The organism is Micromonospora sp. WMMD987, from assembly GCF_029581435.1.
Lineage (GTDB): Bacteria > Actinomycetota > Actinomycetes > Mycobacteriales > Micromonosporaceae > Micromonospora > Micromonospora rifamycinica.
Map to the genome: position 1 here is coordinate 1,614,790 of NZ_CP120861.1, position 16,243 is coordinate 1,631,032.

Annotated in this window: 4 protein-coding genes; all 4 read right to left on the reverse strand. The window is 69.0% G+C overall.

Going from position 1 to position 16,243, the window contains the following annotated elements; genetic code table 11:
- Positions 1-51: 51 nt before the first annotated feature.
- The 4 genes from O7612_RS07190 to O7612_RS07205 are packed head-to-tail and all read right to left on the reverse strand — an operon-like array spanning position 52 to position 16,128.
- Positions 52-2,187: a UvrD-helicase domain-containing protein gene (locus tag O7612_RS07190; RefSeq protein ID WP_282271551.1), complete on the reverse strand. Its 2,136-nt coding sequence runs from the start codon at positions 2,185-2,187 to the stop codon at positions 52-54.
- Positions 2,187-8,525 carry a DEAD/DEAH box helicase gene (locus tag O7612_RS07195; RefSeq protein WP_282271552.1) on the reverse strand — a complete coding sequence of 2,113 codons (6,339 nt, stop codon included), beginning with the start codon at positions 8,523-8,525 and terminating at the stop codon, positions 2,187-2,189. Before O7612_RS07195 ends, O7612_RS07190 begins: the two co-directional genes overlap by 1 nt.
- A complete protein-coding gene (locus O7612_RS07200) occupies positions 8,522-13,228 on the reverse strand; it encodes a DNA methyltransferase (RefSeq protein ID WP_282271553.1) in 4,707 nt (1,568 codons plus the stop codon). Before O7612_RS07200 ends, O7612_RS07195 begins: the two co-directional genes overlap by 4 nt.
- Positions 13,225-16,128: a helicase-related protein gene (locus tag O7612_RS07205; protein WP_067303768.1), complete on the reverse strand. Its 2,904-nt coding sequence runs from the start codon at positions 16,126-16,128 to the stop codon at positions 13,225-13,227. The genes O7612_RS07200 and O7612_RS07205 overlap by 4 nt, the downstream gene beginning before the upstream one ends.
- Positions 16,129-16,243 lie beyond the last annotated feature (115 nt).

The window sequence follows — 16,243 nt, forward strand, 5'->3', positions numbered from 1 at the left end:
CTCCCATCTGACATCGGGTGCGGCTTCCTTCCCAGGCCTCCTACTCGGCTGTCAGCTTCGTTGCACCACTATCAGCTGATCGCGTGCCCGGGTCGCCGCGACGTAGGTCAACGACCGGGCCCGAAGCTCCGCGTCCGCGCGCTCGGCAGGGTCCAGCAAGGCGAGGCGTTCCATCTCTGTCGGCGATGGTTTACCTGCGGCCAGCAGGACCTTGGAGAACTCGGTGCCCTTGGCACGGTGCATCGTGAGTACTGGTACCCGGCCTGCCGGTGGGCGGTCACGGTCCACGGCGCGGGCGTCGATGCCGGCGTCGGTGAGAGCGGTGACGACGCGGTCGCGGTGGTACCGGTCGGGGACCAGGACGGCGACGTTCTCGAGCGGATCTCCGGCGTCGAGCCAGGTGCGCACGTGCCGGACGACCGCTGCTGTCTCTTCGGCAAGGGAGTCGACGAGTTCGATGATGGGCATCGGGCCGGTGCGGGCCGATCGGTAGCCGGTGCCTTCCGGCTCGTCCTGCAGGTCGACGTACTGGCCGCCTCCAAGGATCGTCATGGCGTAGTGCAGGTTCTGCGCCGTGGTCCGGTAGTTCAGGGTGAGCCGCTGGGAACGGCCGACGATGGCGACGCCGTACCGCCCGAGCACGACGCGGGTGCCGTAGATGCGCTGGTGGGAGTCCTCGGCGATGAACAGGTCGTCGGCGTGCTCCCCGACGACGGCACGGAGCAGGAGCCAGTGGGTGGGTGAGAGGTCCTGCCCTTCGTCGACGAGCACGTGATCGGCTGGACGCGGGTCGGTGACCGTCAGGTGCGCTGCGGCGACTGCGGCGGCCTCGGCGAAGTCGAGGCCGCCGTCGGCCCGACAGCGGGCCCGGTATGCCTCGACGAGTGCCCAGACGGCTCGGCGTTTGGCCCGGTCCAGCGCGACGCCTCGACCTGGTCGGCGTACCCGTAGATAGCCGACCTCGTCGTGCACCTTGTTGGGTAGGACGACGTGCGCGTACTCCGAGGCGAGGAACGTCTCGTTGGCCAGCTCGTACGGCAGCATGGTGCCGGTCGATTCGACGACCTCCCGCCAACGATTCGGTGCAATGCGGGCCAGCGGCGTCGACCGCTCCTCGCCGAGGATCTCCCGCATCGCGGGGGCCAGGCCGCGACCAGCGGTCCGTAGCACTGCGGAGGCGAGCGCGTCCACACCCGTCACGTACACGCCGGGCTGGTCGAGGGCCTTGGCCTGTGGCACACGCGGGTCGAGCTGGCCGAGACTGTCGCCCAAGGCGTCCGCGAGGTTGGTGGTGAAGGTGGTCAGGATGATCCGGGCGTCGGGGTTGCGGCGGGCGAGTGCGCGGGCCCGATGGACGAGCACGACGGTCTTGCCGGTGCCGGCTCCGCCCGAGAGCCGGAACGGGCCACTGTACGAGCGGTCGACGTAGCGACGCTGCTCGGGGTGCAGGAAGATCCGCCAAGCACCAAAGTCGCCGCCTTCGATGACCCGCCGCAGTTCCTCCTGGTCGTCGATGAACGCGTACTGCAGCGCGGCGGCCGGATGTTTGAGTGACTGCAACACGTCGGCATCGTCGTCACCGGACGAGGAGGCCTTCTCCAACTGCATCCGTCGGACGATCGCGTCGATGTCGTCCCCTGCGGCCAGGTCGACCAGGATGGTGCCGATCCAGCCCTCGTACCGCTGTGCGAGGTCGAGGATGCCGTCCTCGTCGGAGGCTGCCACGGCCTGGGTGACGACGTCTTCAGGGAGGCCGAGCCGCTCGACGAGTTCGCTGCGTTCGTGGCCGAGTCGGACGAACAACGGCTTCGTGGACCTCGTCGTGGTTTCGTCGGGAGGTGAAGTCGGGGCTGGGGAAGGCTCGATCTCTTCGATCTGGGGCAGGCCGTTGATCGGGTTGACCCTCAGCCGTACGCGTCGAGCGATGCCGATGGCGTCGTCGTGTGGCCAGATGCCGTGGATGACGTAGTGGGTTTCATCGTCGCCGTCGAGGCGGAACATGACGGCCCGCCAGAAGTCGTCGACCCGCCCGGTGCGAACCCGTGGGTCGATGCTGTGCTGGATGGGTTCGACGTGCAGGCCTGGGGTGGCGTCGTCGACTCCGAGCTTCTGCAGGAAGGTCATCGCCTTTCCACGGACCGAGCCATCGATCTTGCTGGCGAGCTTTCCCATGATGATGGTCGGCATCAGTGTCCTTCGTCCGTCTCGACGGCAGCGTGGGCCAGGGCAGCGACGACCTCGGCGGGCGTGGGCGCCACCAACCGCCAGCCGTGGCGGGCCAGGTCGGTGCGGTCCTCCGGCGTCATGTGGGGAAAGGCCACGGCGACGCGCAGCGTAGGCCAGCAGATGTCGAGTGGGATGCCGTCGGGGCCCTCCGCGCCGATGGTCGGTGGTGTGACGTCGTGGTTGGCAAGGGAGCTGATCAGTTCTTTCTCGTCCTGGGAGAACGCGGCCGCGTACACGTCGGCCCAGGCACCCACCGGCCGTAGCGGCTCGGCCGTGTCCGGACTGCCGGCGATCGGCTCGACGAGGCTGGTCGTCGTCACGGCGGTCGGCCAGTCTCGTGGACCGAGCGCGTTCGCGAGCCGCAACCAGGCTCGCCACGATTCGGCATGTCTCTCGTCGAGCATCTCGGACCGATCGTCGAGCACGACTGCGATCTCGACGCCGGTGGTGTGCCTCATCTCGACGACAGCTGCGAGGGAACCGCTGCGATGCAGGTGGACTCTCCGCTCGCCGACGGGCGACTCCTCACCGAGCAGAACCGTCCGGCCCACCTGGGCGAGGGTGACGTCCGAGGCGACCTGGAGCGGTTGCGCCCCGGCGGACAGGAACATCGGCACGGCGCGTGCGGCAGCCCGCGCCGCAGCCGGGTTCGGGTCGAGAACCCAGCCGACCAGCCAGTCGACCATCCCTCGACTGAGTGCCTTGTACGCCTCCGGCGGTGCCTGGAAACCCGGTACGTTCATCAGGCTGCCGGCCAGGGCGGCATTCCACCACTGCGGCGCGGTGTGGGTGCCGGTTTCGGCAGCGGCGATGTCGGCGCTGGTGAGGGCGACCACCACCATGCCCAGGTCACGCAGGTGGGCACGCTTGGCGGCATCGTCCGCGAGTCGGTTCACCGTGGCGGTGGCGTGGTAGGCCCGGCCATCGGTGAAGACCGCGACGTCGGGCACGTTCGTGTCGTTGGCCTTGAGCAGGAAGTCCGGCCGCGAGTTGGCGACGTTCACCTGTGGCGTCAGGGTCCAGTGCCGGGGTGTGCCGGGCAGGGTGAACCGGGCGATGTTGCCGACCGGGGAGGGTGTTTCGGCGACCGCCGCGCCGCTACGGCGCAGCCGGCCCAGGAACACCCGGTGGAACGCACGCTCCAGATGGGACTCCGGTTCCTCGTTCGGGGCCACCTTGGTCACCGTCCAAGTTGTGTCCTCGGCTGTGTGCACGTCGGGAGCCAACCCGAGCAGGGTGTGCAGGTGTCGTTCGGCAGAGGCCCGCGAAACCCGGCGGACGACTCCCGGTGGAGGGAACGGTAGCAGGCAGCGATGGCAGGCTAACCGCTCCTCGAGGCGGCACTCGCAGTCCCGCACCCGGTTCCAGGCAAGGACCAGCAGCTTCCTGAAGTCGTCCGGATCGGCGATGCCGGCCAGATACCCTGTGCCGCCCGGAACGATGTCGTGCAGCAGGATCGCGTCGTGGTTGTCGCTTCCGTCGGACAACGTCGGATCGACGACCTGCTCGACCCGGATGTGGTCGGGGTGACCGCCCATCTGCTCCCGCAGGCCCAGCAGCAGAGCTGCGGACAGACTCGGTACGGCGAAGTCGTCGCCGAGGGTGACCGTATGGGGCAACCGGACCAGCAGACCCTGGGTGCGCAGGGTCCGGGACAGCGCGACGGTGCTGGTCACCTCGCTCACCGAAGTCCGGTGCGGGCACCAGGGGCGGTGCTCGTGCGGCCGGTTGCGGCCGGTGTCGGTGTCGCGTTTCCCGCAGCCGGAGCAGACCCGGAACAACGTTCCCTGCCGTTCGGCCCCGGCGATGGTACGGGTCGGACCGTGCCCGGCCGGGCCGAGATTGAGCCAGCGGATGTCGACCGAGCGAAGGAGGCTGCAACCCAGCCCGATGCCCTCGGCGAACCACCGGTCCACCACGTCGTCCGGGTTCACGTCTACGGTGGTCACGATCTGGAAGGCGACCCGGCCCCGCTCGTCGCGGCGGTCGGAGATGGCCACCTCGTCACGCCGCAGTTCGGCGGAGACGCGGGTGAGTTCGACCACGTCGAGGCGTTGCCCGGTGTCGTGGATTCCCCGGCTGCCGCAGCGCGGGCAGGTGACCGGGACGACTTCCCTCCCGGTCAGAGCCAGATCCGCGGCGTACCCACATTCCGGGCAGAACGCCCAGGTGCGGACCGACGCCCCGTCCAGGCCGAGATCGACAGCGTCGATCTCGATCTCCCAGCCACGGGCGTAGAAGGTGGCTCCGGGCGCGAACTCCCGCAGGGCGTGTGCCGAACCCCGCTGGAACTGCGCACTGTCGTAGCGGTACTTGGCGTCGTCCGGGTCGATCCACGACAGACCGACGTCCAGGGTGACGGTGTCGTCGAGCAGTGTGTAGTTGGGCAGTAGCCCGTACTCCTCCAGGACACCGATCCAGTAGCTGCTACGCAGATGAGCCAGCTGACCACTGGTCATCTGCCGGGTCGCCTGCGCGGACCGCAGCGCCTGCCGGTCGTCCTCGGTCACCGCAGGTGACTGCGCCCGCGCCTCGAGTTCCGGAAGCAGTTCGGTGATCTTCGCTCGGCGCTGTTCGAGCACCGCGACCGTCTGCTGCCAGCGCCCGCTCGCCTCCTGCAGGTGCCGGGCGAATCCGCTGCTGCGTGGGCCGGCCTTCGGCACCAGCCAGTCCCGCAGCCCGTCCACCACCTCGTCGGGTAGGTCGGCCAGCGTCGCGACGAAGCGGGCCAGATCCTGCTCCCACGACTGCTCGGCCCGCAGGACCAAGTCACCGAGGAAGGTGCCCGGCGCGCAGGACCCGATGGCCCCGGCCGCCCTGCTCGGATGCCGGCGGCCCTGGTCCCGAGCCGAAGCGTCGATCAGGTAGGCCGTGTACTGACGGCGCAGGATCTCCTCGGCGGCCAGGTAGGTCGCCGGTGGTCGCACCTCGCCGTCGATCACCGACAGCGGGTCGCCGAGCTTCGGCAGGTGCTCGCCGCGACCGGTGACGAACGAAAGGTCGAAAGCGTTTCCGGTGAGACGCCCAGCCCGCCCGACCCGCTGCAGATAGGAAGCCACCGTACGGGGCAGCGAGGCGAGGAACACCGCCGACAGGTCGCCGATGTCGATGCCCATCTCCAGGGTGGGCGTCGCGACCAGCACGTTCGGCGCCTGCGGGCTGGTCGCTGCACCCCGGAAACCGTCCTCGTACGCCAGACGCGTCGCGTCGTCGAGCAAGCTGGTGTGCTCCCGGGCGACGACCCGCCGCATGTCCGGCGAGGCATAGAGGCGGCGGTAGAAATTGTCGGCCGGCAGCGGCTGAGGCTGCAGGCGTCCACGGCACCGTACGTTCAGGCAAGGTGCCCCGGACAGCTGGACGACGGTGGCGACGCCGCCGGGCATGCTGCCCCGGCAGGTGTCGCAGACCAGCAGGTGTCGCCCGGAGGCCAGGTCGGCCTCGTCCGTCGGGGCCACCACCACCCCGGAGGCGGGCAAGGCGTAGACGGTGGCCCCGGACTGGCTGGTCGTCGTGGTCAGCACACCGTCACGGGCGAGCCGCTCGAACAGCATCCGGGCGAGCCGGCCACCGTCGAGGGGCGAGACGTCGAGCACCCGCGACGTCCAGCGGGCGTACCAGGACTGAGAGGCGGTCACCGGGTCCAGGTGGGAGTAGTTGGTCGGCCCCGGCGAGCCACCCACCTTCGGGAACGCCGGTCGCGGCCGGTCGCGGGGAAACGCCGGCATGCCGTCCCCGCGGGGCCGGCCACCCCAGATCGACCAGTCGCGGCCGTCCTCGGCGCGGTAACGGTCGAACCACGGATGCTCGATCGCGCCCTGTACCCGCATCCGGTCCAGCACACCGCGTACCCACTGCACCAGGACGTCGTCGCCGACGCCGGCCGATCCCAGACGCTCCTGCCAGGTGGTGCCGTCGAGAGCGGCCCGGGCCAGGCCTGCGATGCGCGCCGGAAGACCCGCCTCGACCTCGACCGCCACGGACCCGGTCAGCTCCAGCGTCCGGCCGATACGGGAGTTCAGCCCGAACTCCAGGGAGGCATCCAGGGCCAGCCGCTTGCGTACCCGCGAGTGCACCGACGTCTTGACGGCCCGTTGACGCGGCGCTTGCCAGAACGGCGTGAACGACTCCCGGTCGGCGCAGTCCGGTGCCAGGACCCGGTAGCGCCGGACCGGATCGTCACCCGCCTTCGTCAGCACCTCCTCCACCAACCGGTCGAGCGTCAGCGCCCCCTCCGCGACAGCCTCGTGCAGCACCGAACGCATGGTCAGCGTGTGCGACCGGGCCTGCACGAAGCCGGCCCGGTGCGCCGCGTCCTGCACCGAGTCGGTGAAGACCAGCGCCTTTTTCTCCTCGGATGCCAGCTTCGGCGCACCGAAGAGGGTGGACAGCGACACCGACAGCAGGGTGGCGATGGCGCTGCCCAGGAACCGGATGCCGTCCTCCTGCCCGCACGACGGGCACGTGTCCTTGCGGCTGAGCTCGTCGGCGGCGTCCCCGACGTTCGTCAGCACCGGCAGGACCCAACCGTCACGCAGATCCGGATCGTCCACGTCGACCGTGCCCAGCAACTCTCGGCTGCGCACCGCGAACCACACCAGGCCCTCGACCGGCGACTCGTCGTCGGACCGGACGGCGGCCTCGGCCGGTGCGTACAGCAGGGGCCGGAACCGGCCCTCCCGGGCGGCATGCTGCCGACGGATGCCCTCGTCGTCCGGGCCCAGGCTGTCGCCCACCGGGGCGAGCCCAACCCCCCACCCGGACCGCCCGCAGTGCCGGCAGAAGATCGCCGGGAACGACGGGCGAGCCTCCTCGGCCTCGTCGCCCGCGACCACCGGCCCGTCGTCACTCCACCGGAACCGCGCCGTGGCGGCCGCAGCCCGATCGATGCGGGTCAGCTCCCGCACCCACAGGTGCACGTCAACCGAGAGCGCACCACCACCGACGACCTTACGTACGTGCCCGAGCATCGCCAGGACCTGCGACAACGACGCCTCGGCCTGCTCCGGCTCGGCCTGCGGACCGAACACCTGCAGGGCGAGGTCGCTGAGCGCGACGGCCTGACCGGCCGACCGCGCCAGCTCGATCACGAGCGGATGCGCCCGGCACAGCGCCGACAACGTCTCCGGCGCCGCACCGGCAAGCTGGTCGCTGGTCACCCCGTACAGCAGCCCGAGTACGGCGTACGCGGCCTCCGCGCCGGAGGCGTCCAGGCTCACCTCCGGTAGCGGCCGGATCCCGGCGGCGCGCAACTCGTCGAGGCTCTTCGGTGTGAACCCCGCCGTGGCAACCGCCTCGGCCGCGCCGTCGGCCCAGTCCGCCAGGCCCAGCCGCGTCTCGGTGACCACCGACGTGGAGTCGAAGCGTTCCCCGAAGACGGTGTGGGCGAACTCCCGCATCACCGACGGGTCACCCTTGTCACCGAGCGTCGCCGAGGTCGCGACCGGCGTCATCAGGCCCAACGGCCGGGACCGGGCGGCGTCGTCAATCAGCGGATCGTCGTCACGCCAGTGACTCTTCAGCGCCAGCCCCAACCGACGCAGCAGCATCGCCACGTCGGTACCCTGCGCCCCGTCGTAGGTGTGGAACTCGTCCAACACCAGGTAGCGAAGGCTTGTCGCCGACTGCCGCCACAACTCCTGGTCCTCGGCACGCAGCAGCAACTGATCGAGCATCTTGTAGTTGGTGAGCAGCAGGTCCGGAGCGGTGTCCCGGATCGCCACCCGGTCCGTGATCAGCCCATCCGGGGTGACCGTGGTGCGGGTGGCGCCCTCCTGCCCGGTGTAGAGCGCAGCCGTCACCCCGGCCAGCGCCGAGTGCATGGTGAGCAGGCGGGTCAGTCGCGCCGCCTGGTCGTTGGCGAGCGCGTTCATCGGATACAGGATCAGGGCCTTCGTGCCGGTCACCCCGTCCCGCCGGGCCCGGATCACGTGGTCGAGGATCGGATGCAGGAACGCCTCGGTCTTGCCCGAACCCGTACCGGTGGTGACCAAAGTCGGCAACGGCCGACGTGGCTCACCGCCCACTGCCGACGCCAGCCGGGCGAACGCCGCCGCCTGATGGCCGTAAGGCGGGAAACCCTCGTACCACTCCAGGCTGTTCCGCCACCCCTCCTCGGCGGGCCGGAACGGCAGCCGCAGCCGCACGTAGGGGCCCTTGAACATGCCCGTGCCCGGGTCGGAAAGGAACCGGTCCAGGCCGTCGCGTGCGTCGCCGTCGGTCAGCCCGAACGTCGTCGTCAGGTAGTCGACCAGACCTTGCCGAATTCGGGCCGCCTGGAAGGTGGGCAGCAGTTCGGTCACGAACGCTCCCGCAGCCGCTGCTCGAACACGGCGTACGCCTGCCGCATGTCCGCCTCCCGATCGAGGGTGACGAAGGGCAGTTCATAGGTGTAGGTGTAGCCGGACTGGTTGGTCGCGGTCCGCTCCTCTGCGGTGATCCGGTCGCCCTTCCTGCGCCACACGGTGAGCACCGAATTTGGCACGAGCCGCCCGTTGACGTCGTAGAAGTAGACGTTGCGGTCGTAGCCTCGCAACACCGCGAACTGGGTCCGATAGATCGAGCACAGCTCGTCGGCGGTCAGCCCGAGCATCAACGCGACCAACGCATCGATCTCGACCATTGCCTGACGCCGGTCTGCGGCGATCCGCAAGGGCGTTTCGACGGTCCACTCCGGGCCGACCTGCTCCAGCGGCTTCCGCCGCCGATGCGCGAACCCGCCTGCCCAGGAGTCCTCGGCGAATTCTTCCTCATAACCGTCTAGCCACAGGTCCACATAAGCGTTTGTCACACAGTTAAGCCTCAGTGCGCGCAGGATCAGTGAATCACGGAATCGAGTGTCAGTGTCGATCCATGGCAACCTTGTAATGCCGGGACCGCGGATGTCGCCCTTCGGGGCAGTGCGCGTCATGAAGTCGCTAATCAAGGAGCCGAGAATGGCCTGGATCAAGACTGCATTGCCAGCCGACCCGTTTGGATCTCCAGCAGCGAAGACTCCGTCAACGTGAGCGGCTCCAGGCGGGATGATGGCCGGGATTAGGGTGCGCTCACCTTGGTTGGCGGCCATGCGGCGCCAGGCGATGCGGTAGTGGTCGCGGGCGGGGTCGGGATGGTCCTCGTCACCCCAGTCGGTGTAAGCGCAGTCGTATTCGTACCGGTCGCCGATGGGCTGGTAGGCGGTGGCCGGGATCTTGTCGGCCGGCAACTCCTCGAAGTCCGTCACCGACCAGTCCTGATTGTTGAGCATGGTCTTGTTTGGAGTCTTGTAGAGCGGCGTCGCCACGAACAGGTGTGGCCCTTGCAGAATCACGTCGTCCCAAGACGCCGGCACCGCCCACTCCGACTCGAAGTATCCCTTCGTCCGATCGTTCTTCTCGTGCCATCCGGCGGAGAATCGCAGATCCAGCTCACCGATTCGCGGTGACTGAGAGAGCTTCTTCAGTACGGCTGCGCTCGACCGGTTCACCGCATACACCATCCGGGTCTGCTGGACTGGCGCATCGCTGCTTTCCATGGTGGCGTGCCAGGCGCGCAGGGTCTCGTCGGTGACGTGGGTGATGCGCGACCCGTGTGGGCGTAAGTCCCAGTTTCCATTGTCGTCCTTGAGCCCCGGCTCCGACCCGGAACCGTCGTGGACGAGTGATCGCAGCGCAGTGTCGGGGTGGTAGAGCCAACTCGCCTGGGTGAACGCTGTTGCTTCCTGCCGAGAGCCGTGCACAGTGATGCCGTAGTGCTTGTGGTCTTCGATCTCGAAAAGCCTGAGTTCGTTCACGAAATGCCAATGGCGGCGAAGGCGTAGATAAAGCTCGGACCGGAGTGAGCCTGCCTTCTCGTCGGTGAAGTGCGAGTTGAGGTGGATCATGCCGAGCATGCCTCGCACCGAGCCGTGTCGCCACATCACCTCCATGAAGCAGCGGTAGAGGTCGGGTTGCAGGCCGGCAAGGTGCGGGTACTGCTCGGGAGCGCCGACGAAAGCCGCCGTCGACGACACGTCCGCCGTGCCGTCGATGACGAAGTCCGTCATGCCGGGCAGGGCGAGGGTGGTGGACCGTTTCGCGGCGACCTCCGCTTGGGTCGGCTTGAGGGCGAGCTGCCACCAGGGGTCACCTTCGGCGAGCAGCGCATCGACGTCAGAGCGGGGTCGGACCCACGGTGGGTTACCGACCTGGAGGTCGAAGCCGCCGCAGGCGAAGACTGTCGCGAAGTCCAGGTTCCAGTGAAAGAAGCCCTGTCGTTGGGCGATCCGCTCGCAAACCACCAGCCATGGGTGCTTCTGGAGAATCTCATCGATGGATTCCGCGCTGGCGAAACCGATTTCCAGAGACTCGGCTTCGTCCAACTCGGCCCAGCTCATGCCCGCACCGAAGCGCAGCTCGACCGGCTTGCGCTTGTGCACGTCCGGGTTGCGACCGAGTAGCGCCTGCAGGCCGGTGATCCATTGTGCGGCCGTGGGCGGCTCGATCACCTCGCCGTTCACGGTGGCGAGCGAGTCGGTGAGGGGCCAGAACCACAAGGCGGTCCAGGCGTCCATCGCTCGTCGTAGCCGGCGGTAGGCGCCATTCTGGTCGGCGAGTGCCGTCTCGATCTGCTCGCGGGTCACTGCTCCACCGGCCGGCAGCTCACCCGCTCCCCACACCGGGATCGACCGGCGGATCTGCTCCTCGGCGATGGTCAGCCGCCGGTGGGCGATCTGCCACAGGGTCTCGACCCGGTGCGCGAGTTCGGTGTACGCGTCGACCTGGGTCTTGGTGGGTTTGTTCCGTGTGCCGGTCCGCCATCTCTTGAGCTTCTTTGCGGCGTCCGGGGCGAGGGCCGCGGCCTCTTTCGCGTCGGCGGCCGAGCCCCAGCCGTCGGCGGGCAGCAGGAAGTGGTGGATGCCGTCGGTGGCAACCCGGCCGGCGTCGATGTCCTCGACCAGCGAGGTCAACGGCACCTCCTGCGGCACGGCTCCCAGCCAGGACTTGTCGGCGACCTGGCTGCGGCGGTAGACGGCGCGGCGAGCACCGATCAGCGAGTTGCCTCGACGCAGGTGCAGGCCGAACCACGGCGCGGACAGGCCCTCGACCATGGTGTCCAGCCAGAGCGAGATCTCGGCCAGCTCGACGGCGGTCTCGTTGAGGTCGACGCCGTAGACGTTGTGCAGCGCGAGGTATGCCTTGACCTCCTGCAGGCGCTTCGGGTACTCGTCCGGGTCGATGCGCTGGTCGAGTTCCTTCTGCCGGCGCTTGAGGTACTGATCGGCGAGCTGGCGGACCGCTTCGATGGCGAATGCGCCCGAGCCGAGCGCCGGCTCGCAGATCGTCATGCTCAAGATCTGCTCGGCTGGAGTCTCGTCGGTAAGCAGTTCCTCCAGGGCCTGCCCGACGGTGAAGCGGGTCAGCACCTCGGGGGTGTAGTAGGAGGCCGACTGCTGGCGTTCCCGACCGGCGAGGCGGAACACGAACGAACCCTGCTCGTGCACCACCGGGCGGGGCTCGCCGGTCACCGGGTCGATGGTCTTCACGAAGTCGGCGGCAGCGATGCCGTCGGCCCGTTCTACGGGGACGACCCACGATCCCTTCGAGCCGTCGCCGTTCTTGGCCACCTCGTACAGGTCGGTGTCGGCGAAGAAGCCGGTGTAGGACATCAGGCCTTCGTAGACCGCACCGAGCTGGTTGATGCCCAGCTCGGCGTACGAGATGAAGCCTCGGTCCTTGCCGCGCTGCTCCTTGCTGAGCAGCAGGTGGGCCAGCACCTGCTGGACGGCGACGTTGCCCAAGCCGACCTCGTCGATGTGGGCGATGGCTTCGGGACGGAACAGGTCGGCGCGCAGCGGGTTGAAGGTCAGGCCCGGGATGCTCGTCGCATCATCGTCGTCGCCGGAGGCGGCTGACGGGTGGCCCTTGTCGACGAGGCGGAACAGGACTCCCAGCGACTCGTAGAGGTGCGTGCCAGTACGAGCCCGGGGGGTGGCCAGTTCGACCTGCACGAGTTCGCGGAGCCGGTCGAGGCTGTAGCCCTGGTCGTACTCGGGGGCACCGACCGGCAGCACGCCCAGCTCGGGGGAGGCTTCGGCGTAGAGCAGGAACAGGATCCGGTAGAGAAACCGCAGCGCTTGCCGGGCCAGTGGCTGGGCCTCGGATTTCGGCAGCGGCGGCAGACCTCGGGCGCGGCGGCGGGTGACGACCTCGTTGGCGACGATCTCGATGGAGAGGCGTACGCCCTCGCGTAGGTCCTGGGAGACGCCGACGGTGTGTTTGATCGACGCCTCCAGCACGCCGTGCCACCACAGCTTGCCGTCGGTGTCGGGGGCGATCGACTCGGCGCACAGGCAGGCCAGCGCCCGGTCGACCTCGCCGCCCTTCTTGGTGTCGTTGCGTTCGTAGACCAGTTGGATGTCGACGGCGAGGTAGCGGCCTTCGGCCCAGCGTTCGCGTTCGGCGAGCAGCGCCCACCGACCGGCCAGCACCAGCGCCAGTTCCGGGGCGTCGTCGGCGACGAAGAGGGCGGACAGCAGTCGGGCGACGCTTTTGACGTCCTCGCCGTCCTCGGTCAGCCGGACCGGTTCGTCGAGCGTCACCGCGTCGCGGGCGAGCAGTTCCTCGACGGTGGTTACGGGCAAAGCCGTGAGGACGACCAGCGGCGCGGGTCCGGTCACGCCGACCGAGGAAACACGGGTGACCGGCCCGGTTTCGACGGTGACGAACCCGGGCGCGTCGAGTCCGAGGACGGTGCGCATCGTCGTGGCGACGCGGGCGGGTGCGCCGTGGGCTGTCCGACTGCCAGTTTGCTCGGTGGCGGCGGCAGGGTCGAGCAACTCGGACAGGGTTGCCAGGTCGCTTTCCAACTCCTTGCGGGCGGCGAGGAAGCGGGACCGTGGTGTCGGGCGTTTCTCCGCGTCCTCGGCGTCCCACGCGGTGCGGCGTTCCAGGACCTTGGCGCGGAACGATTCTCTCGTGGCCTCGGTGGTGAAGTAGTGCTCGGAGATCCAGCCTTCGCCGACGAGGATCGCGTCCGACCCGCTCACTCGTTTTCGCCTTCCGTGTCGGGCACGACCACCAGCAGTGGGCGTACCAGTTGTCGGGACGGTGCCATCGATTCGGCCAGCTCGCGTTCCTCGTCGATGCGGGCCCGGCTGGCTTGTACGTCGCTGCGCCGGATCAGGACGTCCGCTCCCTCGTCCCACGCGTCGAGCTTGCGGCGCCAGGTCTCGACCCGTTGCTGGGCGTCGCGGCTGGCCGCCTCGAAGACGTTCTTCTCCAGGTAGGCCGCAGCCTGGTGCACCGCAGGCGCGATCAGAGGTTCGAGACTGTCGATCGAGGGCACGGGGCCGGGGTTGGCTCGCGGTGTGGTCCAGCCCAGCTCCTGCAACGCGGTACGGACCGATTCGTGTGGCGTCACCAGGACGAACGACGGGTCCTTCGGGGCAGGGAACTGCGCGGTCAGCCACGCCGTGGAGACCACCTGTCCCCGCTTGTTCGTCAGCGTGCCGAGCAGCAGCACCGTCGGGGTCTCCACGGCGCCGCGTACGGCGAACACCTCGTTGCGGCCGAGGGCGGCCAGGGCCCGGTCGGCGGCCCAGTCGAGGACCGGGTGCAGGGGGCTCAGGTAGTGCGCGTCGGGCCAGGTCGTACCGCTGCGGTCGCGAAGGGCTGCGGCGAGCCGTTCCCGGCCTCGGGCCATGGTCGTGGCGAGCACCAGGCGTTCGGTGACCTTGCGGTCGGCGAGATAGCTCTGCGGTAGCACGTCGAGGCGTTGCACCAGGTCGGTCGGGGGGACGAGTTCCGCGGTGCCGAACGCCTCTTCGCGGCGCCAGCCGATACCGCCGCGGGTCGGCGGCGCGGTGGGATCGACGAACGCCTCCCGCAGGGCCTCCTCCAGGTATGAGATCTCGTCGTCGTAGAGGCCCGAGCCGGAGTCGCCAGCCTCCATGGTGGAGTCAGGGGCCACGGTTTCGCCGGTTGTCTGCCCGGCGGACTCGAAGATCTGGGCGAACAGCGCGGCGAGGTCGTTTCCGGCGGCGACCTCGGCGACCGGTCGGATCACGTCGTCGAGCTGCTTGGTGCGGGCGAGGACGGACCGGATCTCGTTCTCCTCGCCCTTGACGTCGTACTGCCCCATCAGCGAGGCGACGTCACCCAGAGCGGTGTGCGCCTCGTTCTCCTTCTCGATCAGCTTGGCGAGCACGCGGACGTCTCCGGCGAACCCCTCGCTGGCAGGGTCGAGCAGCAGGGCGGTGACGCGAGGCGGGTGCTTCTGGCCGTAGCGGTCGATGCGGCCGTTGCGCTGCTCGATGCGGATCAGGCTCCACGGGATGTCGTAGTGGACGAGCTGGTGGCACTGGGCGTGCAGGTTGACTCCCTCGGAGGCGACGTCGCCGGTCACCAGAACGCGTACCGCCGCCTGCTCCTGCTTGAAGCGCTCGACGACGTCCTGCTGCTCGGCGTCGGTGAGGCCACCGTGCATCAGTTCGACGGCGTTCGCCGGTAGGCCGAGGTCCTTTGGAAGGCTGCGGTGCAGCCAGCGCAGCGTCTCCAGGCGCTCGGCGAAGACCACTGCCCGGGTGGAGGAGCCGGGGCCGACACCGATCTCCTTCAGGTACGCCACCAGCCGGGTGTACTTGGCCGATGGCTCCTGCATTGTCCGCTCGTTGAGCTGTCGCAGGTGGCGCAGGGCCCGCAGTTCGACCTCCGCTCGCTGGGACGGCACCTTCTCGTCCCTGCCGACCCGGTCGATGCGGCCGTCGATCGTCTCCTGGAGTGCGGCCGGTGAGGACAGGAACGCCTTCGCGAGCGTCCAGGGGAAGAACGCCGCGCGCGGTCCCGAGTACGGGCTTCCGCCCTCGCCGGGCCACAGCCAGGTGTGCTCGAGTTCGTCGGCGACCGCGTTCTCGGCCGGGGTAGCCGGCACCAGGACGTTGTTCGGCTCCTGCCGCTCCGCCCAGTCGGCGCCGACGGCGTTCGCGACCTCGGGGCTGTGCCGGTGGCGACGGACGACGAGCCGGCGAACCTCCTCCCGGTCGAGGACCCCGCTCGGTGGCACGGCGGCCGGATCGAGCAGGCGCACCAGTTCGGCGAAGGACTCCGCTTTGCCGTTGTGCGGGGTGGCCGAAGCCAGGATCAGGGCCTCGGCGTTGCGGGCGAGCAGACGAGCGAGCCGATTGTTGAGGGTCGCGGCGTTCGACAGGTTGTGCGACTCGTCGATGACCACCGCGTCCCACCGCTGTCTACGCAGACTGGCCACGTACCGGTCGGACTTGAGCGTGTCGATCGAGATGATCGCCCGGCGGTAGTAGGTGAACGGGTTGCGGGTCGCCGGTAGTTTCTGTCGAACCCGCTGGATGCCTGCGGTGTCGAGCCGCACGAACGGCAGGGCGAACCGGGTCCACAGCTCGTGCTGCATCTGTTCGAGCACGTGGCGTGGGGTCACCACGAGGATGCGGTCGCCGCGGCCGCGACGTACCAGCTCGGAGAGGATCATGCCGATCTCGAGGGTCTTGCCGAGGCCGACGGCGTCGGCGAGCAGGATCCGGGGTCGCAGGTTCGCCGGGTCCAACGCCTTGCGTACCGCCGACTGCTGGTAGCTCAACGCGTCCGCCAGCCCTCTGGTCGCCGCCGACAGCGAGCGTTCGCCGAGGGGCACGGCTGTCTTCCGGAGCGTCGATTCCAGCCAGAGGCGCGCGGTGCGGTATCGAGGGCTGGCGTCGGCCACCACCCGTGCGTGGGCGGGGTCCGACACGACCACCCGGTCCAGCCGGGTGTAGAACGAGGCGGTGGTGTCGCGGACGAGTTCACCGAGCCCCTGGACGTGGACCAGGGTGCCGTCGGCTGTCTCCTCGGCCGCGCGGACGAGCCATTCCTCGTCGCGGACCACCACGACCGATCCTGGTGCGAACGAACCGTGGACGTCAGGCTTGGTTGCCGGCACAGGCGCATGCTCCGTCTTCGAAACCGTACGAAAACGACACCGAACAAGTCTCGGGTCGTTACCCGGCGAAAGCCTAACCGTGCACGATCATTCACGATTCCGCAGAGAGGCCGAG